At 34.4% G+C, this 25,836-nt stretch carries 18 protein-coding genes and 1 pseudogene; 14 read left to right on the plus strand and 5 right to left on the minus strand.

What is annotated here, in order from left to right; translation table 11 throughout:
• Positions 1-389 precede the first annotated feature (389 nt).
• Positions 390-1,946 (minus strand): DUF4301 family protein, encoded by a 1,557-nt coding sequence (locus AVL50_RS24000; protein WP_062619228.1) that lies wholly within the window; start codon positions 1,944-1,946, stop codon positions 390-392.
• A 500-nt stretch (positions 1,947-2,446) separates the two neighbouring features.
• On the opposite strand from AVL50_RS24000, the gene AVL50_RS24005 reads away from it, so the two are divergent.
• The 4 genes from AVL50_RS24005 to AVL50_RS24025 all read left to right on the plus strand — a co-directional run bounded on the left by AVL50_RS24005 (position 2,447) and on the right by AVL50_RS24025 (position 8,150).
• On the plus strand, positions 2,447-5,185 hold the full coding sequence (locus AVL50_RS24005) for a hypothetical protein (protein ID WP_157491518.1): 2,739 nt from the start codon (positions 2,447-2,449) through the stop codon (positions 5,183-5,185).
• A 4-nt stretch (positions 5,186-5,189) separates the two neighbouring features.
• Positions 5,190-5,894: an ABC transporter ATP-binding protein gene (locus AVL50_RS24010; protein WP_062619238.1), complete on the plus strand. Its 705-nt coding sequence runs from the start codon at positions 5,190-5,192 to the stop codon at positions 5,892-5,894.
• Between the two features lie 2 nt (positions 5,895-5,896).
• Positions 5,897-6,448 (plus strand): cob(I)yrinic acid a,c-diamide adenosyltransferase, encoded by a 552-nt coding sequence (locus AVL50_RS24015; RefSeq protein WP_062619263.1) that lies wholly within the window; start codon positions 5,897-5,899, stop codon positions 6,446-6,448.
• Positions 6,449-7,055: 607 nt separating this feature from the next.
• Complete coding sequence (locus AVL50_RS24025; RefSeq protein ID WP_062619241.1) at positions 7,056-8,150, plus strand: glycoside hydrolase family 73 protein; 1,095 nt, start codon at positions 7,056-7,058, stop codon at positions 8,148-8,150.
• A gap of 121 nt (positions 8,151-8,271) precedes the next feature.
• Here the strand turns inward: AVL50_RS24025 and AVL50_RS24030 are convergent, their stop codons facing one another.
• A complete protein-coding gene (locus AVL50_RS24030) occupies positions 8,272-10,866 on the minus strand; it encodes a M1 family metallopeptidase (protein ID WP_063850890.1) in 2,595 nt (864 codons plus the stop codon).
• 256 nt (positions 10,867-11,122) lie between these two features.
• On the opposite strand from AVL50_RS24030, the gene hslV reads away from it, so the two are divergent.
• The 6 genes from hslV to AVL50_RS24060 all read left to right on the plus strand — a co-directional run bounded on the left by hslV (position 11,123) and on the right by AVL50_RS24060 (position 16,061).
• The gene (gene hslV, locus AVL50_RS24035) at positions 11,123-11,665 is read left to right on the plus strand and encodes an ATP-dependent protease subunit HslV (protein WP_062619245.1); all 543 of its coding nucleotides are present in this window, start codon (positions 11,123-11,125) and stop codon (positions 11,663-11,665) included.
• A 9-nt stretch (positions 11,666-11,674) separates the two neighbouring features.
• Entirely contained in the window at positions 11,675-12,571 is an 897-nt protein-coding gene (locus AVL50_RS24040) for a 1-aminocyclopropane-1-carboxylate deaminase/D-cysteine desulfhydrase (protein WP_062619246.1), read from the plus strand.
• A 199-nt stretch (positions 12,572-12,770) separates the two neighbouring features.
• Positions 12,771-13,157 carry a hypothetical protein gene (locus AVL50_RS24045; RefSeq protein WP_062619248.1) on the plus strand — a complete coding sequence of 129 codons (387 nt, stop codon included), beginning with the start codon at positions 12,771-12,773 and terminating at the stop codon, positions 13,155-13,157.
• Between the two features lie 222 nt (positions 13,158-13,379).
• Positions 13,380-14,303, plus strand: coding sequence for a ribose-phosphate pyrophosphokinase (locus AVL50_RS24050; protein ID WP_044211598.1), 924 nt, complete (start codon positions 13,380-13,382; stop codon positions 14,301-14,303).
• A gap of 246 nt (positions 14,304-14,549) precedes the next feature.
• Positions 14,550-15,128, plus strand: coding sequence for a 50S ribosomal protein L25/general stress protein Ctc (locus AVL50_RS24055; protein ID WP_062619250.1), 579 nt, complete (start codon positions 14,550-14,552; stop codon positions 15,126-15,128).
• A 108-nt stretch (positions 15,129-15,236) separates the two neighbouring features.
• Positions 15,237-16,061: an alpha/beta hydrolase gene (locus tag AVL50_RS24060; RefSeq protein ID WP_062619252.1), complete on the plus strand. Its 825-nt coding sequence runs from the start codon at positions 15,237-15,239 to the stop codon at positions 16,059-16,061.
• A 62-nt stretch (positions 16,062-16,123) separates the two neighbouring features.
• On the opposite strand, the gene AVL50_RS24065 is transcribed toward AVL50_RS24060, so the two are convergent.
• The 3 genes from AVL50_RS24065 to AVL50_RS24075 all read right to left on the minus strand — a co-directional run bounded on the left by AVL50_RS24065 (position 16,124) and on the right by AVL50_RS24075 (position 20,727).
• Positions 16,124-18,778: a DUF5916 domain-containing protein gene (locus tag AVL50_RS24065; protein WP_172826912.1), complete on the minus strand. Its 2,655-nt coding sequence runs from the start codon at positions 18,776-18,778 to the stop codon at positions 16,124-16,126.
• Between the two features lie 213 nt (positions 18,779-18,991).
• Positions 18,992-20,224 carry a nucleoside recognition domain-containing protein gene (locus tag AVL50_RS24070; RefSeq protein ID WP_062619256.1) on the minus strand — a complete coding sequence of 411 codons (1,233 nt, stop codon included), beginning with the start codon at positions 20,222-20,224 and terminating at the stop codon, positions 18,992-18,994.
• A 167-nt stretch (positions 20,225-20,391) separates the two neighbouring features.
• On the minus strand, positions 20,392-20,727 hold the full coding sequence (locus AVL50_RS24075; protein WP_062619258.1) for a hypothetical protein: 336 nt from the start codon (positions 20,725-20,727) through the stop codon (positions 20,392-20,394).
• A gap of 297 nt (positions 20,728-21,024) precedes the next feature.
• Between AVL50_RS24075 and AVL50_RS24080 the strand changes: the two genes are divergently transcribed.
• The 4 genes and pseudogenes from AVL50_RS24080 to AVL50_RS24095 form a co-directional block, all read left to right on the plus strand.
• Positions 21,025-23,655 (plus strand): OmpA family protein, encoded by a 2,631-nt coding sequence (locus AVL50_RS24080; RefSeq protein WP_062619259.1) that lies wholly within the window; start codon positions 21,025-21,027, stop codon positions 23,653-23,655.
• Positions 23,656-24,217: 562 nt separating this feature from the next.
• Entirely contained in the window at positions 24,218-24,871 is a 654-nt protein-coding gene (locus tag AVL50_RS24085; protein WP_062619261.1) for a hypothetical protein, read from the plus strand.
• 207 nt (positions 24,872-25,078) lie between these two features.
• A complete protein-coding gene (locus tag AVL50_RS24090; protein WP_044211605.1) occupies positions 25,079-25,300 on the plus strand; it encodes a DUF2795 domain-containing protein in 222 nt (73 codons plus the stop codon).
• A gap of 288 nt (positions 25,301-25,588) precedes the next feature.
• Positions 25,589-25,836: pseudogene (locus AVL50_RS24095) on the plus strand (helix-turn-helix domain-containing protein); the annotation flags it as partial.

Raw genomic sequence — 25,836 nt, forward strand, 5'->3', positions numbered from 1 at the left:
GTTGATTTTCTCAACGCTCAACACTCTGAATTTCCAACTCCAAAAGAGAAGTTTTAAAAGCCTTTCGTTAAAGGCGAGTGCAAAGGTAAGAAGAGAAATTTAATTTGCAATGCTTATTTTGTTTTATTTAGAAACTTAATTTGCATCGCTGATTTTCAACTGAATCAAATACCTTTTCATTATATCAATCACCCTGAATCGGGTTATCACATAGGATAACCCCTACGTGTTTTTTCCTCAGCCGTTTGCTGAAGGGAGTGCAAAGGTAATAGAAGGTTTTTTAAATGCAATAACTTCTATGAAAAATTACATTAAATAAACGCAAATAAAAAAATGCACTTACTTTTCTGCAAGTGCATTCCTTATCTACATCTCTTAAAACTAGATAATTATCTATGTTCTGGTCTCAATAAATCATTGACAGTTTTTACAGGAGTAAATGTAGAAACTGGTACTTCAACGAATAAAGTAGTCCAATATGCCATTGATCCGTTCCATAAACCTGGTAATTCAATCGCCTGGATTTCCTGACCATCTCTTGATTTATGAGTGATGAAACCCGCATTTTCATTACGAAACTCCATTAAATCAAACTTTTCACCTTTGTAGTTCTTTACTCCGCAAACTAAATCTACTGGATTAAAGTGAGTCGCTGCATTAGCTATTTCTCTTCTTACAGGGTTAGAGAAGTTGATTTGAGCACTTTCTACAATCTGTAATGATCTATGATCTCCATCTTTCAACCAGAAAGGACCACCACCAGGCTCGCCTTCATTCTTCACCATACCACAAACACGAATTGGTCGATTAAGCTTTTCAAAGAAGTATTTCTCAATTTCCTCTTTTGATAAACCGCTTAGTTCTTCACCTAGACTCCAGCCAAGACGTTTCATACAGAATTCAATTACTTCTGATGTTAGTTCTTCGCTTGACTCACCTGCTTCATGCCTTTCTAAGAATGAAAAGATCTTTTTCTGTGTATCAACTAAAATACTGGCTAATGCTTTTTTATATTTAAAAGTATCTTCTTTTAGTCTATCTGTTGTAACATTATCAATATTCTTGATAAAGATAATGTCAGCATCAATGTCATTAAGATTTTCTAGTAGTGCACCATGACCACCTGGTCTAAATAATAGTTGACCATCTTCTTTTCTAAATGGTTCGTTCTTAGCAGTAGCTGCAATAGTATCTGTTGATGCTTTTTGTGTAGAGAATGAAATCTCATACTCTGCATCATATCTCTTATTATATACTTCTTTATATACATCCGTCAATTCTTGGAATTGATTAAGATGCTCGGGTGATACCGTAAAGTGTATATTTACTTTTCCATTTTTATCTTTTGCATAATTGGCTCCTTCAATCATATGCTCTTGAACGGGAGTTCTAACTTCTCCATTGTATTTATGGAATCCAATTAAGCCCTTTGGACGATTTGCTAAATGCAAACGGTCACTTGAGAAAGTGGCTTCAAGAATTTTTTTATATTCTTTGTTAGCTACTAATACATCTAGGTTGCCTAATTTTTGTGCAACCTCAGAATAAATTTCAGTGTAAAGCGGAAAGTGAATTATGTTGTTGAAGAAATCTGCCACTAAACCTTTACTTTTTTCTAAATCAGGTTCAGCAAATGAATCTTTGGCTTCTAAATCATTCTTGAATTCAAGAAGAGCTTTAAACATACGTGTTGCAGCACCTGATGCAGGAACAAACTTTACGAGGTCTTTGTCTTCAATCGCATGATCATACTCATTTACGAAAGCTTCTATTTCGCTATCCTGTAGTTTTATTATACCATCACCAATTGTAGCTGGCCTAATAATATTTGCGAATTCAAACCCTGTTCTAAAGTAATTAAGTTGCTTTTCGACTACTTCTTGAGAGATCCCTTTTTCTTTCATCAATTCAAGATCCTCAGGACGAAATTTTGTTGTTATTGACATTTCTAATGTTTCCAAGGTTATAGACGGTTTTAATAAAAATAAATATAAAAATAATTGTTAGTATAATTTTTGGCTGTTATTTGATCTTTTAAAAAAAGGATAAAATTGTGAACGGCACTACACTTACGTTTATTAATACAAATAAAACAAAAAACAGCATAAAAACGAAACCGATTGCGTTGGTTTAGTTATTTTATATTTAAAATGATTACATTTTAAAATATTTGTATTTTTGGGTCCAACTAATGTACAAACAGATGAATTTTTGGATTAAAAAGAGTAGACCGGTTATCAAGTCAATTGGAGTAACATCCTTGTTATCAACACTTACAGTGTTAATTTATTATTTAATAAATGATATTTCCGAAAGAATAGGTTGGAGTATTTCGGGATACGTAGACGCCATAAAAACACCTCTTTTTTCTTTTGATAAGTGGAAAACTGCATTTAGTATACAAACAGACTCTTTTTTGATACTAGAACACTTTGTGGGTCAAAATATGAGCATAAAACCAGAATACTCATTAATCTACGGTATTTTCTTGATTATTGGTTTTTCTATATTTCTCAGTAGTATAAGCGGTCTAACTAGGTTATGGCATGGCATTTCATTTGGTGTATTTGCATTACTCATTGGTACACTTCATTTAGAAAATCTTCATTTTCTTGAAAATATTCACGACAAAGCATTTACCGGAATTGTTCTAACTGTGTATATATGTATAAGTTTCTATTTTCATTATAATTCTAAGGTTTCTCTGTTTATTAGATTCATCACTTATTTATGTGTAACTGGAGGTCTTATTCTAATGATTAATGCTTTTGCAAAGAATCAATACTGGTATGTTGAGAGTATTAGTTATTCTTTCTCAAGTCTGTCTATCATTACATTTTTATTTGTTGTTTTTACTGCTCTATGTATTCCTTTTGGAATATTGTATATCACTACTTTTAAAAATACTGGGCAAAGTGGAGATAGTGTGAAACATTTCTATGTATTCTACATCATCTACCTGCTAAACCTCATTTATGTGTACTTGAAAACCTTTCATGATCTTGATTTAGGTTTATATTATTTTCCTCCGATCCTTCTATTTATAATAAGTACTTTAATTGGTCTTTGGCTGATTACACAGCAAGATGAAATCTTTGGGTTGATTGTTAGGGAAGAATCTATATTATTTTGGGTTTACCTCGGAAGTAGCATTATTGCTTCATCTACATATGCTTACCACATTGCTCAGTTTGATACTTCTTATAGTATTGCATTAGAACAAGCCATAACGATTTGCTTCATTGGGTTTGGTTTCTTGATGCTCTTTTATATTTCATATAATTTTTATGACATCATTAAACAAAACCTTCCAGTCTACAAGATCGCTTTTAAACCTCAAAATATTGATTTTCTCTCTTCTTGGGGAGTAGGTCTGCTCATCACAGTTGGATTATTTTATATCAATAATTTCACATCTTACCGTTACTTATGGGCTTCTTATTACAATAATCTGGGAGATGCTGAATACTTCAGTGGTAATACTTATTTAGCTGAAGAAAGATATGGAATGGCAAAAATGTATAGTGTTTGGAACTTTCATTCCAACTATATGCTAGCTAATATCGCTCAAGGTAATAAGAGAGAAGACATGGCTCGCTTAGCTTATGATCAATCATCAAAAGACCAAGGGAGTCAGCAAAGCTTTATTCAGATGGCATTAATTGATACTGAAAATAAAAATTATCTTGAATCTATTCTCACTCTGAAAAAAGGATTAGAAAGGTTTCCTCAATCAAAGGAAATTTATAACAACCTAGGATTAGCCTTTTATAGAATTGGAGAAGTAGATAGTGCACTATTTTATTTGGATAAAGGCATACAAGTTTCAAAAAATAAATCTCCTTTATTGGAAAGTAATTATTTGGCCATTTCTGCTTTAACAAGACTTCCAATTGATGAGAAAAGTAAATATTTGAAAGAACTTTCTGAAGAATCCGATTTAAATCAGACAGTAAATCAACTGGCTTATTTAAATGAGGGTGAAATCAACAGCACTAGTGAGTTTTATGAAGAACTAGTAAAAGATTCTATACTGAATGGCAATCAAATCAGCTATATCTACAATTATAGTATTAATAATATAGGAAAAGAAAACCCTTTTGATTTAGATGCAATCATTCAAGAAAAATTATATTCAGGATACAACCTTGAAAATAAAGAACAACTTCTATTCTCTTCATTTGTGAACCATTATAATCAAAAAGCATTATACAAAGGAAGACATAACTTATTAGAGTTAAATGAAAGGTATGGTAAAACAAATGGTTATTATTTGTTTTTGCTTGGATTAGATGCATTAGAGAAAAATCAGTTTCAACTAGCCGTTGAACAATTGGATCAAGCCTTTAAGATGGGCCAAAAAGCTGCGGCTTATCCGTTAGCAATGGCTGCTACTCAACTTGAGGATAGAAGTTATGCTAAACAATTATGGGATTTTGTTTTCAAGCTGAATATTCTTCAAAGTACAGATGTTGAGATCATAAAATATTACTTGGAAAATGTTGATGTCAGAGCGGAAGAAGAGAATGAATACTATTTTCAAGTTCTTTTAAACCATAAAAGATTAAGTATTAAGCAGAAAATTGATGGAATCAAAAGCTCTGACAATGCCGATGACTTAATTGAGGTCATTATTGATGATTATATCTCATTAAATGAAAAAGAACAAACAAAGGAGTTCATCAATCAATTAAGCAGTTTAGATTTGAGCAGCAACTCAAAAGCAAAGTGCATTGAGGCTGATTATTTACTAGGTCTTAATTTAAAGAATACAGCACTTTGGGTAGATCAATTAGATATCAATACTGTTGAAGGTAAACTATATAGTGACATCTTTAAGGAAACTAATTTTTTAAACCAAAAAGATCAACAACAGTTATACTTTAATAGTGCTTTTATCCGATATTACGCTAATAATTTACTGAAAGAAGAAAAAACAGAAGAAGCATTTGAGTTTGTTTCAGAGCACTTGAAGTTAAACCCATTCTCTGAAATCATCACAAACAGTTATTTGGAAACCTGTTTTTCTTTAGGGTTAAAAGATTTTGCCAATTCAAAAAAGGTGGAAGCAGAATACCTACTCTCCGATGAAGCTGTGAAAAGAGTCAATCAACTTTATACATCTCTTCTTGAAGATTACAATCAGAAAATTAACCAATGGGATACAGATACACTAACAGAATAACTTTATGCCACAAGAAGTAATTAAAACGAAAGGCATCTCCCGTATTTACCAAATGGGTGATGAAGTAATCAAAGCCTTAAAAACCATCGATATTTCCATCAATAGAGGTGAATATGTTGCCTTTATGGGGCCTTCTGGTTCAGGTAAATCAACGCTTATGAATATCATTGGATGCCTTGATACACCGAGTGAAGGTCAGTACTGGCTCAGCAATCAGGACGTCAGTGATATGACAGAAAACGAACTTGCCGCTGTAAGGAACAAAGAAATCGGTTTTGTATTCCAATCCTTTAACTTACTTCCAAGATCCACTATTCTAGATAATGTAGCCCTGCCATTGGTTTATGCTGGCGTTGGTAAAGAAGAAAGAATGGAAAGAGCACAAGCTTCTTTGGATGCAGTTGGGTTAGGCAATAGAGTTTCTCATAAACCTAATGAGCTTTCTGGAGGGCAAAGACAAAGGGTAGCTATTGCAAGAGCCTTAGTGAATAGACCAAGTATTATCCTTGCCGATGAACCTACTGGTGCCCTTGACACTAAAACTTCTTATGAGATTATGGCCATCTTTGATGAGTTACACCAGCAAGGCAACACAATTATCATGGTAACGCACGAGGAAGATATTGCCAATTATGCACATAGGGTGATTCGACTCCGAGACGGATTAGTGGAGAAAGATGAAATCAATCAAAATATTACAAAAGTATGATCATGAAAGTATATACTAAAACAGGAGATAAAGGAGAAACTTCCTTATTTGGAGGTAAAAGAGTGAAGAAGTCTCACCCTAGAATAGAGGCTTACGGAACAATAGACGAACTGAATTCATACATTGGTCTTATTCGTGATCAAGATGTAAACATTCCACGAAGTGCAGTATTAAAAGAAATTCAAGATAGATTATTTACAATAGGAGCAGAATTAGCGGCAGATCCTGATAAACCTCAATTGAAGAAACCTGATTTATATGAATCAGATATTGAGTATTTGGAAAATGCTATCGATGAGATGGAAATTGATCTTCAGCCATTGAAATATTTTATTCTTCCAGGTGGCCACACTTCAGTTTCTTTCTGTCATTTAGGAAGAACTGTTTGCCGAAGAGCTGAAAGGTTAGCAATTGCTTTAGACGAGGAAGATGGATTGTCGGATTATATCATTGTTCGTTATTTGAACAGGCTATCTGATTATCTCTTTGTCTTGTCAAGAAAAATGGCTTCAGACCTTAAAGTAGATGAGAATTACTGGATTCCAAGAAAATAATAAATAAGAAGACGCCTTTGATGATACAACATCAAAGGCGTTTTTTTATGCTCAAAATTTTGAGTACTAGGACAGAAGAAAAGGGACAATTTTAGGTTGTTATTTTTATTCTAATCGAGGCTGATTTGCAGAGCATAGCTTTAGTTAAGCGATAAAAATCTAACGAAGAGCAAGATAAAAAAGATAATATAAAATGTCAGTTTACTTTTGTTCTAGTACTTAAACCTCATCAATCATAAAATCTTTACCTTTCCCAAACTGATATAGCTCACTTAAATAACACTGCTCCAAGGTATCTAAAATCTTGATTAAATAATCATCATTTGATGTTATAGATAATGTTTCAAAAATAAACACCTCCCCATAATTTATTAATTTATAGGTTCTCCCTACCCTCATTGTGTTTTGACTAATGGACATTTTGAATATATTTTTAATATTTATGTTTAAATTATTGACAATGTTTAAATTTTAAACTAATTTTACATCGTAATCAAAGTTAAAGATGACACCTTAATCATTCCAACTATCAAGTGTTCATTTTTAATTCATTTGGTCGAGATAGTAAGTAAGTTTTATATTTTCTCAAAGGTAAAGTTTTGTTGTCATGTATTTTCTTAAAAATCAATCGGAATTAGCTGTTTCCAGTAATAATGTATCCATAGGAATTAAATTTCCTAACAACCTGTATCTACGTTACCGCGGTAATGTGTATACTTTTATCATCAACCCAAAACTCCTTCTGACAACGATCGCCTTAATGGTGACGCTTTTGGCTATCCAATTGTTTTCTAGCCCAGAAGAAAAAGTAATTTTTGTTCAAGCACCCATCCAGTATCATTATGGAAACAATGAACCAACAATGGATGAGTTTATAGAAGACTTTGGTATCAATATAGAAGAAGTCAATCACGCCGGAACCACAATCATTCCTGTTAAAACCGCCCAAAACATTTCTGATCAATACAAAGAACAGAAATTAAACAGTGTTGCTTCCTCTCTGGATCGCTTTCAAATTGAACGTCAGTTATTAGTCACGGATTACCTCATTGCAGAGAAAGTGACCAGAGTGGATCAACTCAAAAGTGAGTCATTGAAAGAGCTCAATTCAAAAATATCTGGCCTTTTCAAACAATATGTTTTAGATCAGATGCAAGCACCTCCTCATGTATACGAATTCTTCACTTCAACTTCACCATTAAAGAAGATCGAAACAGCCTTGATGGAGCAAGCAAAGTATCATGTTCCTGCATCCATCACTTTGGCTCAAGCAGCTCTGGAAACAGGTTATGGTAAAAGAGTTATTGGCAATAATTATTTCGGAGTAAAGGACAAAACAGGTAAAACCACTCCAATAACTACTACCGAGTACTACACAAAAGAAGAATTTAAAAGAAACAAAGGCATTATTGTTTCCTCTCAGAAAGTGAAACGTAATGGCAAAGTACTTTATAAGTGTGTGGTAAAAGATTCTTTTGCCGAGTATAAGTCACCATGGGAGTCTTTCAGAGCGCATTCACTTTTCCTCAATAAACAAAAAAGGTACGCACCTCTTTTTACTCAAGGAAGAGACTATTCCTCTTGGGCTGATATGATTGGCTCTACAAAATATGGAGGAGTGGGCTATGCTACGTCTCCTTTATATGGAGAACTACTGAAAAAAATTATCAAAAGATATCACTTAGATCTATTAGACTACTAGTGTCAGTTATTATTTGAGGCAGAAGAAAAGGGAAGAATGTTTACATAACATCTCTTCCCTTCTTATTTATATGAAAATTAATTCAGACAGAAGTTGACTTTTCAACTTCCTCCATCATAATTTAATAACCTTGCTGTTTTAATGATTCTATTACCTTTTGGTCTTTTTCTTTAGAAAGTGCTTCACTGATTCTTTTATTAATGCTTTCATCTTCCAAAACAGGACTAATAGCTTGGTAAGCGGCTACTTTTGTCTCGGTACTGGCACCACTATTTGTTGCATATTTTAATACAATATCTGTAGCTTGCTTCTTTTCTTCATCAGTTTCTAGATGCATGATATATCCAATCATTGTTCTAAACATATACTGACGGAACTGATCATTCATTTCGGCTAACTTTTGATCATACCAATCCAATTTCCCCTTAGTACCAAACTGACCATAAATCATGGAAGATACAAAAACAATATTCGGGTTTTTCGCATCCTCAAATTTTTCTAAAGTAGGAACAATACTAGGCCCTTCTATTTCTGACACTGAATACAAAGCTGTTGCTACAACCATATAAGAGCTGTCATTCATAGCTTGTTTTGCTATTGGAATAAAATCTTCACTGATAGTACTCAAAGTGCTTAGTGCATTTGCTCTTACAGATGAATTTGGATCATTCACCACTAAATTTTTCAAAATATTCTTCGTTTCTGTTAGATCACCAGTACCTTGATAACCTTCAAAAAGCCCTGCAGCTGTTTCTCTAATTCCCCAGAATGGATCTTTTAAGTAAGTATTAAGCTCATTGACTAATGAAGGATCAGCAATAATCGAATTACCTAAATTATCCAATGCCTCTACCCTGTGCATTACATTTTCTGCATATTTTGCTTGAATTAAATAAGCTTCAGTACTTTTTGTATGTGAAATTACCCCTGGAATGATATGATCAGGGTCAAAGATGACTAAATCCGGCTTCATGTCAAGCATAAACGAGAAAGACTGTTGCTCTTTATCTAAAACAATTTTTCTTTCTTCTTTTTTACCATCTTTCCAAACAAACTGCACCTTTGTAGGAATACGATAGATAGGCGTATACTCAGGGTCTTGACGCTGCTGCAATGTCAACTCCAGCGTATTTCCATTGTATTTTTCCATCACTAATATATCAGGATGTCCTGCTTTCATAAACCATTGATCGAAGAACCAATTCAAATCCTGACCTGTTACTTCTTCAAAAGCAATTCTCAGGTGTGCAATTTCAGCTGCCTTAAAAGCATTATTTTTTAAATAAAGTGCAGCGGCTTCAAAGAAGGCCTCATCACCAATAGTATTTCTTAGTAAGTTTAATGTATAACCACCCTTAGCATAAGAGTGACTATCAAACATGTCTTCTTTATTTTTATAATAATAACGAATCAATGGCTCTTGCTTTATTTCAGATTCAGTGAGATAGCTCTCTAACTCTGACTGCAACGCAAAATCAGCTTCATCTTTTCCATGCTTATATTCTCTCCATAAATACTCACTGTAATTGGCCCATGATTCATTCAAAGGTAAATTAGCCCATGACTCCGTTGTTACTAAATCACCAAACCAATGATGAAATAGCTCATGCGCTACAATAAAATCCCAATCTTGGTCTAATTTCTCTCTATCATCCACTTGAACGGCTTCCATAAAAGTAGAAGCAGAGGTATTTTCCATTGCTCCACTTACAAAATCTCGGATAATGATTTGAGAATACTTATCCCATGGATATTCATATTGGAATTTATTAGAAAAGAATTCCAACATTTCTGGAGTGTTACCAAAAATGGTTCTTGCATATTTTTCATATTCAGGCTCCACGTAATAGCTGACTTCCTTTCCTCTCCATTCGTCCTTTACAACAGCATAATCACCAACTGCCATCATGGTTAAATAAACAGAATGAGGTTGTTCTTGTTTCCAGTGGTCTGTTCTCGTTCCATCTGAGTTTTTCTTTTCAGAAACTAAACGGCCATTAGAAAGCGTCACATACTTATCCTGTACCGTCATGAAGATATCTTGCTTCATCTTCACATTGGGATGATCAAAAGTTGGGAACCAGCAAGAGTTAGCACTTGTCTCTCCTTGTGTCCATATCTGCTGAGGCTTACCAATTTCGTCACCTAATGGATTGATAAAATATAAACCCTTATCACTTGTGATGGCTTCACTTCCTGAAGTCTGTCTTTCATTTGGTTTTGCAGTATAAGAAATGTGCAAACCGAAAATATCCTTTCTTGTATAGTCTTTATCCAATGCAATCGTTATCTGCAAGCTATCATAGCTGTAGTCTAAAGACTGTAATACGTTCTGTTTTTTATCTGTTAATTCAATTTTATGTATATCAAAATTCTTTGCATCAAGAATCACTTCATTCTGAGTATAAAAATGAGGCTGTAAAGTCAATACTGCATCACCTGACATTCTTTGTTTCTCCCAATCAAAGCTCACTTTTAATTGTGTATGTAATAAATCAAAAGCAGTACTGAAAGACGGGTTATAAGGTCCTTTTTTAGCAACCCAATCAGGCACTACCTTCTCTTCTTTAATTGGTGCTGCTGGAGATAATGGAGCGACAGGGGTTACTTCTGTTAGGTTTCCGTTTTCCTGAGCTGTCGGCTGTGTGGTTTTACAGGCATTCAAAGCACCTATTACAAAAAGCACCGATACAGATCGTTTAATTTTGTATAGCATAAAATGGTTTTCTTCTTATTTTGATTATTTAGTTATGAAAATAGCTCAGAAAATCGAGAGTTAGAATGATATTCACTTATAATATGACAAATTCGTCAGATTTATATAACTTCAAAGGAAAATTAACCGGTCAATCTACTCAATACTGACAATTTGTCGAGGATTCCATTCGTGGGCCGTTTATTGGTTAAAACGAAGTACCAAAACAGAATTTCTTATTTAAATTTTGAATTTAGTAAATACTAAAAAAAGATATATGGAAAAATTTAGATCAACAACCGTCCTTGCCATCAAAAAAGATGGTGAAGTGGCACTTGGCGCTGATGGACAAGCTACTTTTGGAAATACTGTAGCAAAAAGCAACGTAAAGAAAGTAAGAACATTGATGGGAGGTAAAATCGTTTGTGGTTTTGCTGGTTCTACAGCTGATGCATTTACTTTGATGGAGCGCTTTGAAGAAAAATTAAACGCTTTCAATGGTAATATGAAACGTGCGGCAATCGACTTAGCGAAAGATTGGCGTATGGACAGATACCTTAGAAAGTTAGAAGCTATGATGATTGTAGCTGATATTAATGATGTTTTAATCATTTCCGGTACAGGTGATGTGATTGAGCCTGATCATGATATTGCCGCTATCGGTTCTGGTAGTATGTATGCTCAATCTGCCGCTTTGGCTCTTAAGAAACACGCTAGTGATATGTCTGCTGAAGATATGGTACGTGAAGGACTGGGTATTGCCGCTGATATCTGTATCTATACTAACCACAATTTTGTGATTGAAAAAGTAAAAGCATAAAAATAAAGCATGGAATCTTTCGAATTACCCATCGAAAATACTCCTTTGCAAGAACTAACGGACTCTATTTTTTCTGAAAATGGAGTTCGTTTTTTTGTTAAAAGAGATGACTTAACCCACCCTGAAGTTTCAGGAAATAAATGGAGGAAACTAAAATACAATTTACTTCAAGCTAAAAAAGAAGGCTATCAGAAAATACTCACCTTTGGCGGTGCTTACTCCAATCATATACATGCTTTTGCAGCAGCTGGAAAATTATATGAGCTTGATACAATTGGGGTGATCAGAGGTGAAGAACATCTGCCATTAAACCCTACACTCGATTTTGCTACAAGGCAGGGAATGGAACTTTCTTACTTGGACAGAACTTCTTTTAGAAATTATAAAGACCAAATTCCTAAACTAAAAGAAAAGTTTGGAGCATTTTATATGGCCCCAATGGGCGGTTCCAATACTCTTGCTCTAAAAGGAGTTGGAGAACTAGGAGATGAATTAAATGAAGTGCTAGAGGAAGGTGACTATGTTTGTAGCGCTTGCGGAACTGGCGGGACACTGGCAGGTCTTATTGCCTCATTAAGGTCAGATGTGAATGTTATTGGGTTTCCAGCATTAAAAGGCGGATCATTTTTGTATGATGATATCAATGACTTCTTGAAAGGTTTAGACAGTTCTTCTTTTCCAAAATGGACGCTGAACACGGATTATCATTTTGGAGGCTACGCCAAGAAAAAGCCTGAACTGATGGATTTTATAATGCAATTTCATCAAAAATATAACATTGAGCTAGAACGCATTTATACAGGCAAAATGATCTACGGCGTTTTTGATTTACTCCGTAAAGGTTACTTCAGAAAAGGACAGAAAATCATTGTGTTACATTCAGGAGGATTGCAGATAAACCGTTAATCACAGTACTATTTGGTGATAGTAATCAATAAAATGTAACTAATACACTTTAAATTTGACTTTTTCATAATTTTAACATATTTTAAAAATATAGAAAAAGGAATAAAATATTACGTTACAATCTCAACCTATAAACATCTCTAACATTAGAAACAACGTTTAATACTGTATTCTTATTCATCACCAAAAGACTATCATCATGAAAAAAGCATTCCTCCTTGCCCTCTTAATTGGCTTTACTTCTGCTTTGGTTTTCGCTCAAACGGAAGAAATTAAAAAAATTAATGAAGAAGAATATTCTCAAGTTGAATATTCAGTATTAGAATCACTAGGTCCTCAATATTTAAGCAGTTTAGAAACAACACTTACTGAATTAGATTGGGGTTTAAACAATCATGAAGAATTTAATGCACTTCACGAAGAAAGTACACTTGTATCAGAAGTTTATGTTTACAGTGCAGATGATTTCAGATTAATCCACTATCACAACGGCGATGTTCATGACGTGGATTTAGAGCAAATTGCACAAAAAGCAGACCTTCTCATGAACAGCGATGGTACTTATTATTACGTTTTAAGAGATTAATAAATAAAAAAATTAGAAGTATTTATTTAAAATAAGGGCAATCTATTAGAAGATTGCCTTTTTAATTATAATTATTTCTAATGAATAGAGTAACATTATCTTGATTATTATAAATTTGCAGTGACAAAGGAAATGTGGTGTTATTAAATCATTAATTATCACGTACATTTCTAACTGTCTTTCGTCTTGAATTATAGATAGCGTACCAAAAAAAATATACTGATGTCTTCAGTTAAAATCTTTTCAGCTTCGGGAACAGAATATCTCGCGAGCAAAATAGCACACTCTTATGGTAAATCTTTAGGAGATGTAGTTCTTCAACGTTTTAGTGATGGAGAAATTTCTACACACTTCAATGAGTCAATAAGAGGCTGTGATGTTTTCATCATTCAATCCACTTGTCCTCCAGCAGATAACCTTCTCGAACTTCTTTTACTGATTGATGCTGCAAAAAGAGCTTCCGCTTCTACGGTAACAGTTCTTCTTCCGTACTTCGGATATGCACGTCAGGATAGAAAAGACAAACCAAGAGTAGGTATTGGTGCGAAACTAATCGCCAACTTGTTAACTGCCTCAGGTGCTACACGTGTAGTTACTTGTGAGTTACATGCTGACCAAATTCAAGGATTCTTCGACATCCCTGTAGTTCACTTACAAAGCTCACCAATCTTTGTTCCTTACATTGAGAGCTTAGGATTAGATAACTTGACTTTCGCTTCTCCAGATGTGGGAGGTGCTAAGAGAGCAAGATCTTATGCAAAACACTTCAAAGCTGATATCGTGATGTGTGACAAGCACCGTGAGAGAGCAAATGAAGTAGCATCGATGCAAGTTATCGGTGATGTTAAAGACAAGAATGTAATTCTTGTTGATGACTTAGCAGATACAGCAGGTACTTTATGTAATGCCGCTGAGATCATCATGGAGAAAGGAGCAAAATCAGTTAGAGCCATCTGTACACACGGTGTTCTTTCTGGACCAGCTTACGATCGTGTAGCCGCTTCAGTTCTTGAAGAATTAGTTGTTACTGATACTCTTCCTGTAGAAAACAGAGAGAAAATCAACGTACTTTCAGTTGCTGAGCTTTTTGCTAAAGCAATCAGAAAGATCCAAGATCACGAATCAATTAGCTCTTTGTTCATCTAGGAACCTTGAGCTTTTTTTATAAGATTAGGCTATCTACCATCATAACTTGTTGGTAGATAGCCTTTTTTGTTTAATAAGGTTGAATAATTCTTTCGTTTTTAATACTAAAATTATTACCTTTGCGAGCCTATTTCTAGTAATAGAAATCGTTAAGCATGTTTTGGGATGGGGTCCACCTTTCGAGTAAAGAACGATCAAGTACCAAAGCGTTTATAACATGTTTTACTTTTATATTAAAAAAATCAGATGAAAACTGTAGAAATCATCGGTTACAACCGTGAGACTGTTGGTAAGAAAGCTGCCAAAGATTTAAGAAAAGAAGGTTTAGCACCATGTGTAATTTATGGTGGTGAGCAACCAATTCACTTTGCAGTACCAATGATCTTGTTCAGAGACATTATCTATACTCCAGAGGTTTGTTTCGTAAAAATCAACATCGAAGGTGTAGAGAAAACTGCTATCGTTCAAGATTTCCAATTACACCCAGTTTCTGAGGTGCTTCTTCACGTTGACTTCTTAGAGTTAAGCGATGACAAAGCAATCAAAATGGATGTTCCAGTTTCATTCGTAGGTTCTTCTCCAGGTCTTCAAATGGGTGGTAAGCTTGTGGCTAAACTTAGAAAAATCAAAGTTAAAGCACTTCCAGCTAACATGCCTGAGTCAGTAGAAGTTTCTATCGAAGGTTTAGAGCTTGGTAAATCAGTTCGTATCGGATCAATCACTCCAGATAACTATGAGATCCTTTACAATGATTCAGTAACAGTAGCATCAATTGCTATTCCAAGAACATTACGTTCAGCAATGGACGCAGCTGCTGCGGAATAATCAGCAACTGTTTGAACATAAAGAAGAGAGGTTTGGTAGAAATACTAAACCTCTTTTTTTTGGTCATTTTTTTTTGTATCTAGTAAATGAATAAACAATCATTTACCAATGACCATCTCATCTCAAACTCCAAAACACTTTTTTTTAAATCTAGAAAAAGGCAAAATTGAATGCCTTCAATTCGGCGAAGGTGAAAAACTTTTGATCTGCATTCATGGTTTTGGAGACAGTGTCAATCTCTTTCGATCTATTGCACCTGCTTGGGAAAAAGATTATACCATGATTGCTTTTTCTCTGCCTTATCATGGAAAAACAGATTGGGGACCTTCTTATTTTTCTTCTAGAAATATAAAAGAGATCATTGATGCTATTCTTGAAAGGTTCCAGAAAGATAGATTTTCTATTTTGGGGTATAGTATGGGTGGAAAGATTACAATGTATTGTATTCAAAAGTACTATAGTTCTTCTATTGATCAACTGATATTATGTGCTTCTGATGGCTTAAAAACGCATATTCTTTATGACGTTTCAAAGCTTCCTAGATTATATCTGGAATTGACTATGTTGCTGCTTCGTTTCCCGAAAGCGATGTTTAAGTTAGTGGGATGGATACATAGAAGAGGTTATTTATCAAAATTCCTTTACGATTTCTTTATGAATCACTTTGCAACCCAAGAACAGAGAAGACGCTTTTTTGGTGTTGCTACTTCTTCAAGGTATATGAGTCCCGACTTAAAACAACTTGCTTCCCAAATTAATCAATATAAGGTTCCCGTTGATATGTATTTCGGTAAAAGAGATGAAGTGATTTTGATGGAAGGTGCTATTCGTTTCTCAGAGTTACTCGATAATGTTCGATTTTATGAATTAGAAAAAGGGCATTTATTGATTGATGAGGATTTATGTCTTCTAATGACAGAAAATAAGGCCTAAGTACTTCACCTGAAATAGTATTATTTATAACTACTTTTGATGAAATACCTAGTTCTGATTTTTTACTTTCTAAATCTATACGTCAACTTGGCAATAAAAACATTCTCCGAAGGCGAATCAAAAATACCATTTACGATTTCTGAAAATGAAAACTCTCTGAAAGGTTCTGCCAAATCTCCCCTGCCCTGCGACCATACCATAAAAAAGGTACAGCCGGGCTTATACTCCCATCTTAATACCAAATTGGAATTGAAATCTATCACATCAAAATCAGGCTTTCCGAAAGTATAATTACCATTCTGATCAAATACAGTATACTCTTCATTTTCTGAGTTATAACTGATCTCATCTGTAGTGAAAGTATGAATCCTATTTTCATATTTCCCTGCCCTAGGATCTTCCACTCGTTTGAAATCATAATAATCACCCCTTGAAGCAAAAGGCTGTGCATAATACTGTAATGAAAGATTGGGTCTTAAAATTAAATTTCCTCTGATGGTTACACCTGTAGTATGTTGTTCTATTCTTCCTAAAACATAATTATCTCCCGCAGTATTTGCTTCTGTAGTAACATACTGAATATGATCTTGGTTATAAGAGATAAATGGGAATATACCAATCTCTAATGCATTAATTGGTCTGTAATTCATCCCCACCCAAGCATCAAAGTTTTTCCCTGCATTATCTTGAGTGACAGCAAACTCATTCCCAAATTCAAAAGCGAGTTTTTTCCTTCCATCACTTTCTATATTATACCAAAACTGATTTCTATTTGGTCGTAAAAAAGCTGGTCCCCCTCTTAACATAAAGTTACTGAGTCTTTGTCTTTGAAGTGAACCGCCTGTTGAGAATTCCCAGAAGTTTTTAAACTCAAGATTGACATTTCCATGCAAACCCAAATAGGTGTTCTTCCCTCCATAATCAAAATAAGCGTACTGTCTTACATTCGCGTTGATTCTTCTGAAAATAGATACAGGCTGTAAGGTTTGGTAACCCACCATACTCCATTGATTCATAAGGTCCGCCGCATTCATAAAACCAATATCATTGATCTCAAACTTAGGCGATCTCCAAGTTCCACCAATTTCATACCTCCAAGGACTTCCTCCATTTCGTCCAAACTTCAAATATCCACCTGTTCCGGTCATAGATGTAGCTGTAGTATCAACATTCACATAACTTGCATCAGGGCGCTGAAAGAAATGCCTTCCTGATTCTTGTGTGTTTGTTATCGCTTCAGGATCTCCCTCTACATGACTCACCATAAAATTACCTTGGATATAATAAGACCTGTCTTTCCATTGATGTAAAAAATCTATTCCTCCTGAATAAGCATCCGTATGTAAAAATCGTAGGTTATCAGAATCAATTGTTCTATTAGTCGCTGTAAAAGCTATACCTACAACAGAGTTTCCTTGATTAATATCTTGAGTAGCTCTAGCCACAAAATAGTTCGTAAAAGGTTCTACCGTTTCTTCCGATTTTTCACCTTTTGTATCAATTTCTGCAGTAGTAGCCATTGTGATATTGTTCATCACACCAAAAGCAAAACCATTTTTATTTTTACCCGTCAATTTAAATGCTCCCAAAATAGGTACTACTTTAGGCTGATCAATAAACTGTCCTTCTTCCGTCTCTGGTTCATAACTCGGAGATTTACCTATACGCCTTGTATAAACTAAATTATCCCTTGAAAAATTACCTCCAGCATTGGAACGTGTTCCAGGAAATGAAAGTGTATTTCGACCTTCAATAAAAAAGGGCCTTCTCTCTCTGAGAAAAATTTCAAAGGTTGATAAATTCAGCTGTGATGGATCTGCCTCCACCTGACCAAAATCAGGGTTGATAGTGAAATCTAAAGTAATATCACTTGTGATACCAATTTTTCCATCCACACCTGCGTTGGCAGAGTATTCAGAACCTGTTTTATAAGGGTTTCCTTCCTCTTTCTTTCCTCTGTCATTTCTAGCAAGAACGAAAGGAGCTATCTCTAATTGTTTTTGAGGTTTGATGCCTTTCAGACCTTTCAATTCACCAAAAAGATGCACCCAACCTGGGGAATCTTTAGGAATATATTGCCAGTAGGAACGTTCATTGTTTCTAAATAAACGGCGAGTCACCTGTAATCCCCATGTGAGGTTTTCTGAATTAGTAAAACGCAACTGTGAAAGTGGTATTCTGATTTCTGCATTCCAGCCTTCTTTATCAATAGTAGTTTTTGCCCACCAAATGGCATCCCAGTTAGAGTCCCAATTCCTTCCGTTATTCGAAATTGCTTCATCCCCAATCACTCCCGATACACTGACAGTAAATGAAAAGGCATTGGTCAAATCATGATAAGAATCTATGTTAACTTCCACAAAATCACCTTCAAAGCCATCTCGTCTTGACATTCTTTTTACAATACTATCTGGAGCAGTATCATAAGCTTTAATAGCAAAATACATGTACTTGGCATCGTACATTACTTTAAATGCCGTTTTTTGAGAAGGAGGAGCACCATCTATAGGGTCCCGCTGTGTAAAATCCCCTGCCCATTCGACATTTTGCCATGCAGGATCATCAAATTTACCATCTATGGTAATTTCACTGTTTTCGAGAGATCGAGTAAAATAAGTTCTCTTTTCTTCGTGGTTATTTTCATTAATTTGACAAAGTGCAATAAAGGGCACTAGTTGAAAGAACCAAATCAATGGGTAGAGTTTTGTTAATTTCAATGGAGTAGAGCTTAGTATAGTAGTACTATGGCAATGAATTGGTGTTTCTGCCCTAGTACTTTTCGTAGATAAGTGCTAAAAAATCCTGTTCTTCATGATTCTATTTGAAGAACAGGAGGTTATTTGGGATAAATGTAGTGATTTTAAATGTGTGTGTAAAGTTATCTGTTACTTTAATTTTGAATGAAACACTAGAACTTACAAGGTGTTATATCAGAAAAAGAGATACCCAAGAAATATAGCGGCAATTACTCCCATAAAATCTGCAAATAAACCACAGGTAATGGCATATCTTGTTTTGCGGATATTAACTGAGCCAAAATAAACTGCTATAATATAAAAAGTAGTATCTGTGGCTCCTTGCATCATTGATGATAATTTACCTGCAAATGAATCTGCACCTTCAGCATTCATAATATCCAACATCACTCCTCTTGCACCGCTTCCACTCAACGGTTTCATAAATGCAACGGGAAGAGCATCCACAAATGCGGCATCAATTCCAATTCCATCTTGAATCGCCCATTTGATTCCATCCATAATATATTCTAAGGCTCCAGAAGCTCTGAACATTCCAATAGCTACAAGTATTGCCACGAGATAAGGTATAATTGTTACCGCTGTCTTAAATCCTTCTTTGGCTCCTTCTATAAATGCATCATAAGCATTAATTTTTCTATAAGCCGCCAATCCTACAAATGAACAGATAATACTCAATAAAATCAGGTTGCCTGCTATCGACGAAACAGTATTGGCTTCCTCTGGTGATAAATGATAAAAAAGAGTAATCGTACCAACGATCAATAATACGAGTCCTCCTATATAGGAAAGTATTACTCCATCCAATAAATTAATTTTCTGATAAACTGATACGATTAATAAACCTGCCAATGATGAGATACTTGTGGCCAATAATATAGGAATAAAGACATCTGTGGGGTTTGCCGCGCCTAATTCTGCTCTGTACATCATGACTGTAATTGGTATCAGCGTCAATCCAGATGTATTTAAAACCAAAAACATAATCATTGGATTAGAGGCAGTATCTTTTTTCTTATTGAACTCCTGTAATTCTTTCATTGCTTTAAGCCCCAAAGGTGTAGCAGCGTTATCCAAACCCAGCATGTTTGCTGAAAAATTCATCATCATAGATGAAATAGCAGGGTGATTTTTGGGTACATCAGGAAATATTCTTGAAAAGAACGGCCCCACTAACTTTGTCATTACTTGCACGGCTCCACCTTTTTCACCAACACTCATCAATCCCATCCATAATGCCAACGTTCCTGTTAACCCTATTGAGATATCAAATGCCGTTTTAGACATACTGAAAGTACTATCAATAATTAAAGCAAAGGTTGATGCATCACCAAAGAAGATCCATTTACAAAGAGCAACAACAAAAGCTCCTAGTATAAAAAATATCCATATATAATTTAAAGCCATAAAGTCTAAAAAATAATTGTACTTAATGAAAAGTGAATTTAAGCATCTATTCAATTAAAAGAACATACTTAGAGTCTTTCTTTTTTAAAAAATGAATCAGTACAACACCAAAAAGTCCCTCACCTTTTTCAAGATGAAGGACTTTATAAAATCTTCTTATGTAATCACTATACTGATTGGCGTTTTGTTAAAACAGATCCAATCAAAATACCCACAACTGGCATTAATACGCCAATGAGTGCGTAATACTGAAGTGCCGTACTTGACAACTCAATTACATCTGACTCAACAGCAAAGCCTAGCTGAGGTGCAACATAATAAATGATTGCGGCTCCAAATCCAACTGCACCAAATGCAAAACCTAGAACCAGAGAGAGTTTTACCATTCTAGCGAGAGAGTTGATAATTCTTTCTAGAAGAGATAGTTTCTCATCGTTTTGAAACAATGATAGCAGAGAGGGTATAATGACCCCTACCACTGCTAGTAATGTTAATGTTCTCATAATACTCTATTCTATTCTTTAATAAATCTGTTAGTAGCTGATTATTCAAAAAAATTGACGATAGTTATAACAATTGATAAATGAATAATTTGATTGAAATACAAGTATATTAGTAAAATATACACTTATAAGTTACTGTCGTAAATTTACTTAAAAAAAAATAAAAAAACATATATTAATACCTGATTATATTGGATTAATAGATTCTTTGTTATGAAAATAGCCGAAATCAAAAAGAAATGATAGATACGGTACGGTTTTGATGAATAATAAACTTATAAAAAACTATATTTTTAGATGCTAAAAAGAATACTACTGACCTTATTTATATTAAATGCACTTTGTTTTAACATAATTGCTCAAAATATTCATGAGGAAGATGCAATAAAAAAAATTCTTGAAGGAAACATAGAAGGCTCCATTGCAGATCTCAGATTGTCATTAGATAAAGATTCTAATGCTGTATTATCTCAATTTGCTTTAGCCAATCAATTATTTGAAAAAGTAGAAGCAGAAGAAAAAAGAAATAGAGTTAATATCCGATTCATCAATATGGACGGTTATTTCAAAGACTTTAAAGAAGCCTATGAATGGTCATTAGTAGCATCTGAAAATTATAAAAAACTTACTGAGGAAGAAAAGAAAAGAATTAGACAATCACTTTCTGTTACAAGTGATGAGGTCACCGGTTTTCTTACTTCTAGAATCCAATCCGAAGCTTTCGCTTTCCTAAATCAAGCACCTTACAGAAGGCCAACACACCAACTTTATAGAACAGAAGTCTATAATAGAATCATGGAAGGTGATACACTGATGGCATTGAGAGAAATCTTTATCCGGCAGTGCGGAGAGTATATTGAGGATTATCCTAAATCCCCCTATCTACAAAAGGTAAACGAACTCAGAAAAGGAGTTCTTAAAGAATACCTCTCCAATACCACGCTCAGACAGTACGGTGATAAATCAGGGCATATGTTTGAGAGGTATTGTCATGAAATTATTGAGTTGTATTCTAAAGAAGAATTAAAACATATCATTCCGCTTTATTACGGTAAGGAATACGATTTTAATAAAGAAAACATGTTTCAGTCAGAGGGATATAAAAAATTAAAATCCTTCGCTGATAGTGAAGACCTAAGTATAATAGAAGTATTATGTCAGCTTAATATTCATGATGGAGGCTGTCAAACGCAGAATGAAGAGCTTTATGATCGATTCGTTCGTCATATGGCTCCAATGGATATTGCGTTAATTGCTGTAAAGAAAATGACTGCTTCTCCTTTCAAAGCCCATAACTTTAATAAGGTTCAGAATATTTATAAAAAATACAAACCCCTATTTCCTGATCATCAGGATTATTTTGATAAAATATTGGAACTGTTTACAAGAGATGAAACTCCCCGTTACCTTGTCAACTTAGGTAACAATGTGAATACTGTAGCAAGGGAATACCAGCCCGTGATTACACTTGATGAGGAATACCTTTATTTTGCTCGAAAAACAGCGAAGTCTGGAGAAGATGTTTACGTCTCAAAAAAAGATCATATTACAGGTGAATGGGGATTTGCAGAAGAAGTTTTTGAGGTAAATACAGAATCACATGAAGTACCGCTTGGGGTCAGTGGAGATGGGCAAACTTTGCTACTTTACGGCAACTACAGTAAAATAAAGCGTTTTTCATATGTTCGTAATACGGAAAATAAACTTGGAAAAGGAGATTTTTACTATTCCAAAAAAATGAAAGACGGCAAGTGGAGTGCAGTCAACGTCTTCAAATATCCCATCAATACACCTTATTATGAAGCTGGGTTGAGTTTATCTTTAGATGGCGATCTTGCTTTCTTCACGTCTGACCGTCCTGATGGTATTGGAGGCTATAACCCCAATTACCCTGATGATGGATTGTATTTTCATGGTTCGGGCGAATTCAATACTGATCTTTATGTTTCTGTGAAGAATGAGGATGGCTCATGGGGAAAACCTATTAATCTAGGGGAAACAATCAATACTCCATTTGCAGAGAAAAACCCTTATTTACATCCAGACAAAGAAACTCTATACTTTTGTTCTGACGGGCATCCCGGTCTAGGTGGATATGATATTTTTATGGCTAAAAGATTAGATCCAGATCGTTGGGACCAATGGAGTGAACCTATCAACCTTGGTATTTCAGTAAATGGAGTAGACGATGATGCTTTTTACTTGACTTCTGTTGGTAACAAAGCGTTAGTGGTTTCTTCTAAAGCTAAAGAAAATTATGGCAGGGATGATATTTATGAATTAGAAATACCTGAAGCAGTCAGACCAATTCCAATGCTTTTTGCTCATGGCAAAGTGATTGACCCTAATGGAGAAGGAATTTCTGAATTATCAATCAAGATAGTAGGAACAGACGGTGAAGAAATAATGAAAAGAAAGACTGCTGAAAATGGCGAATTTCAAATTGCAGTACCTCAAGATAAAGAATACCTCATCTATGTAGATGACGAAGATTATATTGGTAGCAGTATTGAATTAAAAGACAACACCGACCATAACCTTCTGTTGCAACCAATGGAAACAGTTGATCTGAAAGATGAAACCCAAGATGCCTCTTTCATTATGACCAGCCTCAATTTCGATACTAATTCTTCCAGCATCAGAAGCGAGTCTTTCTTCGATCTTGACCGATTGGCAGTGATGATGAACAGGAACAAACTTTGGATTTTAGTCATAGAAGGACATACTGATAATGTCGATACCAAAGAATACAATATTGAACTTTCTAAGGCAAGAGCCAATGCAGTGAAAACTTATTTAGTGAACAAAGGAATACATGCTACAAGGTTGGATGCTTATGGTTTTGGAGAGGAAAGACCTATTGACTCTAACACTACAAAAGAGGGAAGGCAAGAAAACCGAAGGGTGGTATTTACGATATTAAAATAAAAAAGGCACCCTAAAAAGTGCCTTATAGATAGTAGCAAGTTATTTTTTCATAGTAAATAAGTAGCAATGAGTAAATAGCGATAAGGGTGAACAAACAACAAGTAGATATTCAATTATCTACAAATAATGTCAGTAGAAAGTAACGAGTTAAAGTAGCAATTAGCGTTTTCAATGCTTTTACTTAATGTAAATGTACGTTTATTTGGTTAAAAAATTCAAATTTATTAACATTTAAATTCACATTTATTTACAATTGCACCTTATTTATTTGATTTGCAGATAGTTTATTTTTTTGCATTTTTTTGAGATTAAACTTTTTCAAAGGATTTTATGTTAGAAGAAATAAAGTTCAGTTTTTTAAAATCTACTCAAATAGGTAAAATTAATGTGACAAAACATTAACTGTGTACAGTTTTTGAGTAGGTTTAAATGTACTTTTGATTATATTAGTATGTTCGTAACTCTACTTACTATTGTTTTCGCTTAAATCTAAATTCTTTTAATAAACACCGTAACTAGAGTACTCGATTCAATTTGCATATAAACTTGTTGATTTATCACCATGCAGACTATATTATATACTCTTTCGATTTTCTCTTTCATTGTATTAAGTTTTTTGGGAGATTTTTTTTCAGAAGATCAGAATAACCGTCCTACTTTCACAGTAATCAAGCAAGGAGTACCAAAGTCATGTCCTCTAGGTGGGTTGCATCTTATTGAAGGTATAGTTAGGTCTGCTAATTCTGAAGAATATATTGATGTTTATATCTACCTGCAAAACTATGACGGTTCTTGGACCAAACAGGAATTCAAAAGAAAAGGTGGAGGAGTAGTAAAATTAGACTTGTCTTCTTGTAACTACACGGGTAATTATTATGCCCTGGCAGATTACGCCTATAACTCAGGTAAAAGAATGCCAAGTATTGCTCAAGTCAAAGAAAAACACGACAGTCAAGGGAAAAGCCCTAAATTCCGTGTTACTGAAAAATTTCCTTTAAAAGAATGTGAGAATGGTGTAGTAGGCACCTATTTCAAACAAGGCGAGGTCTTTACTCCTAAAGGGGAAAAAGTGGAAGTGACAATGTATTTACAGAAGTCAGACGGATCATGGAGAAAGAAACACTTCAGAAAAGTAGGATCCGGTTTTATACCGCTTGAAGTAAAGGGCTGTGACCTCAATGGAGTTTATAAATCTAGAATTGTATATGTCAATTAATTGATTTTGCACTTTTACACCTTAAAATGTAACCTTTTTATTTGATTTAAGTAATTAGTGATATAAATTCTATTGTGAAATTGACAAATTGAAAAAAAAATGTATTTTCGCAAGAATTAATATTAACCTTGAAGTGCACAACACTTGCTGTTAGATTTGGGGTTTGATGCATTATCAATGTAAGACTTTAAAATAAAATATATTCATATGTATTGGACTTTAGAATTGGCTTCTTATTTAGAAGATGCGCCGTGGCCGGCAACAAAAGATGAGCTAATTGATTATTCTGATCGTACTGGAGCTCCTGTTGAAGTGATTGAAAACCTTCAAGAACTAGAAGACGATGGAGAACCTTACGAAAGTATTGAAGAAATTTGGCCTGATTACCCTACAAAGGATGATTTCTTCTTCAATGAAGACGAATATTAATAACTAATACCTTCTTATAGCTTTCTAGCTTAGAGATATTATTAATGATAAAGCTGACCTTGTAACAACAAAGTCAGCTTTATTTTTTTGCCTATAAAAATAGTGCTGTAAGGTTTTATCACACTGACCAAACTGTAATGCTATTTTCCATTCATGGTGAATAGGATCAGAAATGTGTAACCTTGACAAAGATGACCATAATAAAACCCGGGCACTTTATAAATGACCGGGTTTTATTATACTCCTTGTAAAGTCCTAAAATAACGATACACTAAAACAATCGTTATTATGGAAGACAATAAAAGTCAATATGTTAAAAGAACTCAGAAGGATTATTCAATGTCCTTAAAACTTCAAATTGTCTCAGAAGTTGAAAGTGGTCAATTAAGTTTAAAAGGAGCTACACGTAAATATGGAATACAGGGAGATAGAACAGTAAAGGTTTGGTTACAAAAATATGGTAACTTTGACTGGAACCATAAAGTCAGTACCATGAAAAAGAAAACACCTGAACAAGAACTGTTAGAACTCAAACT

Origin of the sequence: Flammeovirga sp. SJP92, assembly GCF_001583495.1 — a bacterium.
Taxonomy (GTDB): domain Bacteria; phylum Bacteroidota; class Bacteroidia; order Cytophagales; family Flammeovirgaceae; genus Flammeovirga.

Coding starts and splice junctions, on each gene's coding strand:
- AVL50_RS24090 (WP_044211605.1), top strand. CDS start 25,079: ATGTATTGGACTTTAGAATTGGCTTCTTATTTAGAAGATGCGCCGTGG.
- AVL50_RS24000 (WP_062619228.1), bottom strand. CDS start 1,946: ATGTCAATAACAACAAAATTTCGTCCTGAGGATCTTGAATTGATGAAA.
- AVL50_RS24060 (WP_062619252.1), top strand. CDS start 15,237: ATGACCATCTCATCTCAAACTCCAAAACACTTTTTTTTAAATCTAGAA.
- AVL50_RS24080 (WP_062619259.1), top strand. CDS start 21,025: ATGCTAAAAAGAATACTACTGACCTTATTTATATTAAATGCACTTTGT.
- AVL50_RS24025 (WP_062619241.1), top strand. CDS start 7,056: ATGTATTTTCTTAAAAATCAATCGGAATTAGCTGTTTCCAGTAATAAT.
- hslV (WP_062619245.1), top strand. CDS start 11,123: ATGGAAAAATTTAGATCAACAACCGTCCTTGCCATCAAAAAAGATGGT.
- AVL50_RS24040 (WP_062619246.1), top strand. CDS start 11,675: ATGGAATCTTTCGAATTACCCATCGAAAATACTCCTTTGCAAGAACTA.
- AVL50_RS24005 (WP_157491518.1), top strand. CDS start 2,447: ATGAGCATAAAACCAGAATACTCATTAATCTACGGTATTTTCTTGATT.
- AVL50_RS24015 (WP_062619263.1), top strand. CDS start 5,897: ATGAAAGTATATACTAAAACAGGAGATAAAGGAGAAACTTCCTTATTT.
- AVL50_RS24050 (WP_044211598.1), top strand. CDS start 13,380: ATGTCTTCAGTTAAAATCTTTTCAGCTTCGGGAACAGAATATCTCGCG.
- AVL50_RS24030 (WP_063850890.1), bottom strand. CDS start 10,866: ATGCTATACAAAATTAAACGATCTGTATCGGTGCTTTTTGTAATAGGT.
- AVL50_RS24010 (WP_062619238.1), top strand. CDS start 5,190: ATGCCACAAGAAGTAATTAAAACGAAAGGCATCTCCCGTATTTACCAA.
- AVL50_RS24070 (WP_062619256.1), bottom strand. CDS start 20,224: ATGGCTTTAAATTATATATGGATATTTTTTATACTAGGAGCTTTTGTT.
- AVL50_RS24075 (WP_062619258.1), bottom strand. CDS start 20,727: ATGAGAACATTAACATTACTAGCAGTGGTAGGGGTCATTATACCCTCT.
- AVL50_RS24085 (WP_062619261.1), top strand. CDS start 24,218: ATGCAGACTATATTATATACTCTTTCGATTTTCTCTTTCATTGTATTA.
- AVL50_RS24045 (WP_062619248.1), top strand. CDS start 12,771: ATGAAAAAAGCATTCCTCCTTGCCCTCTTAATTGGCTTTACTTCTGCT.
- AVL50_RS24055 (WP_062619250.1), top strand. CDS start 14,550: ATGAAAACTGTAGAAATCATCGGTTACAACCGTGAGACTGTTGGTAAG.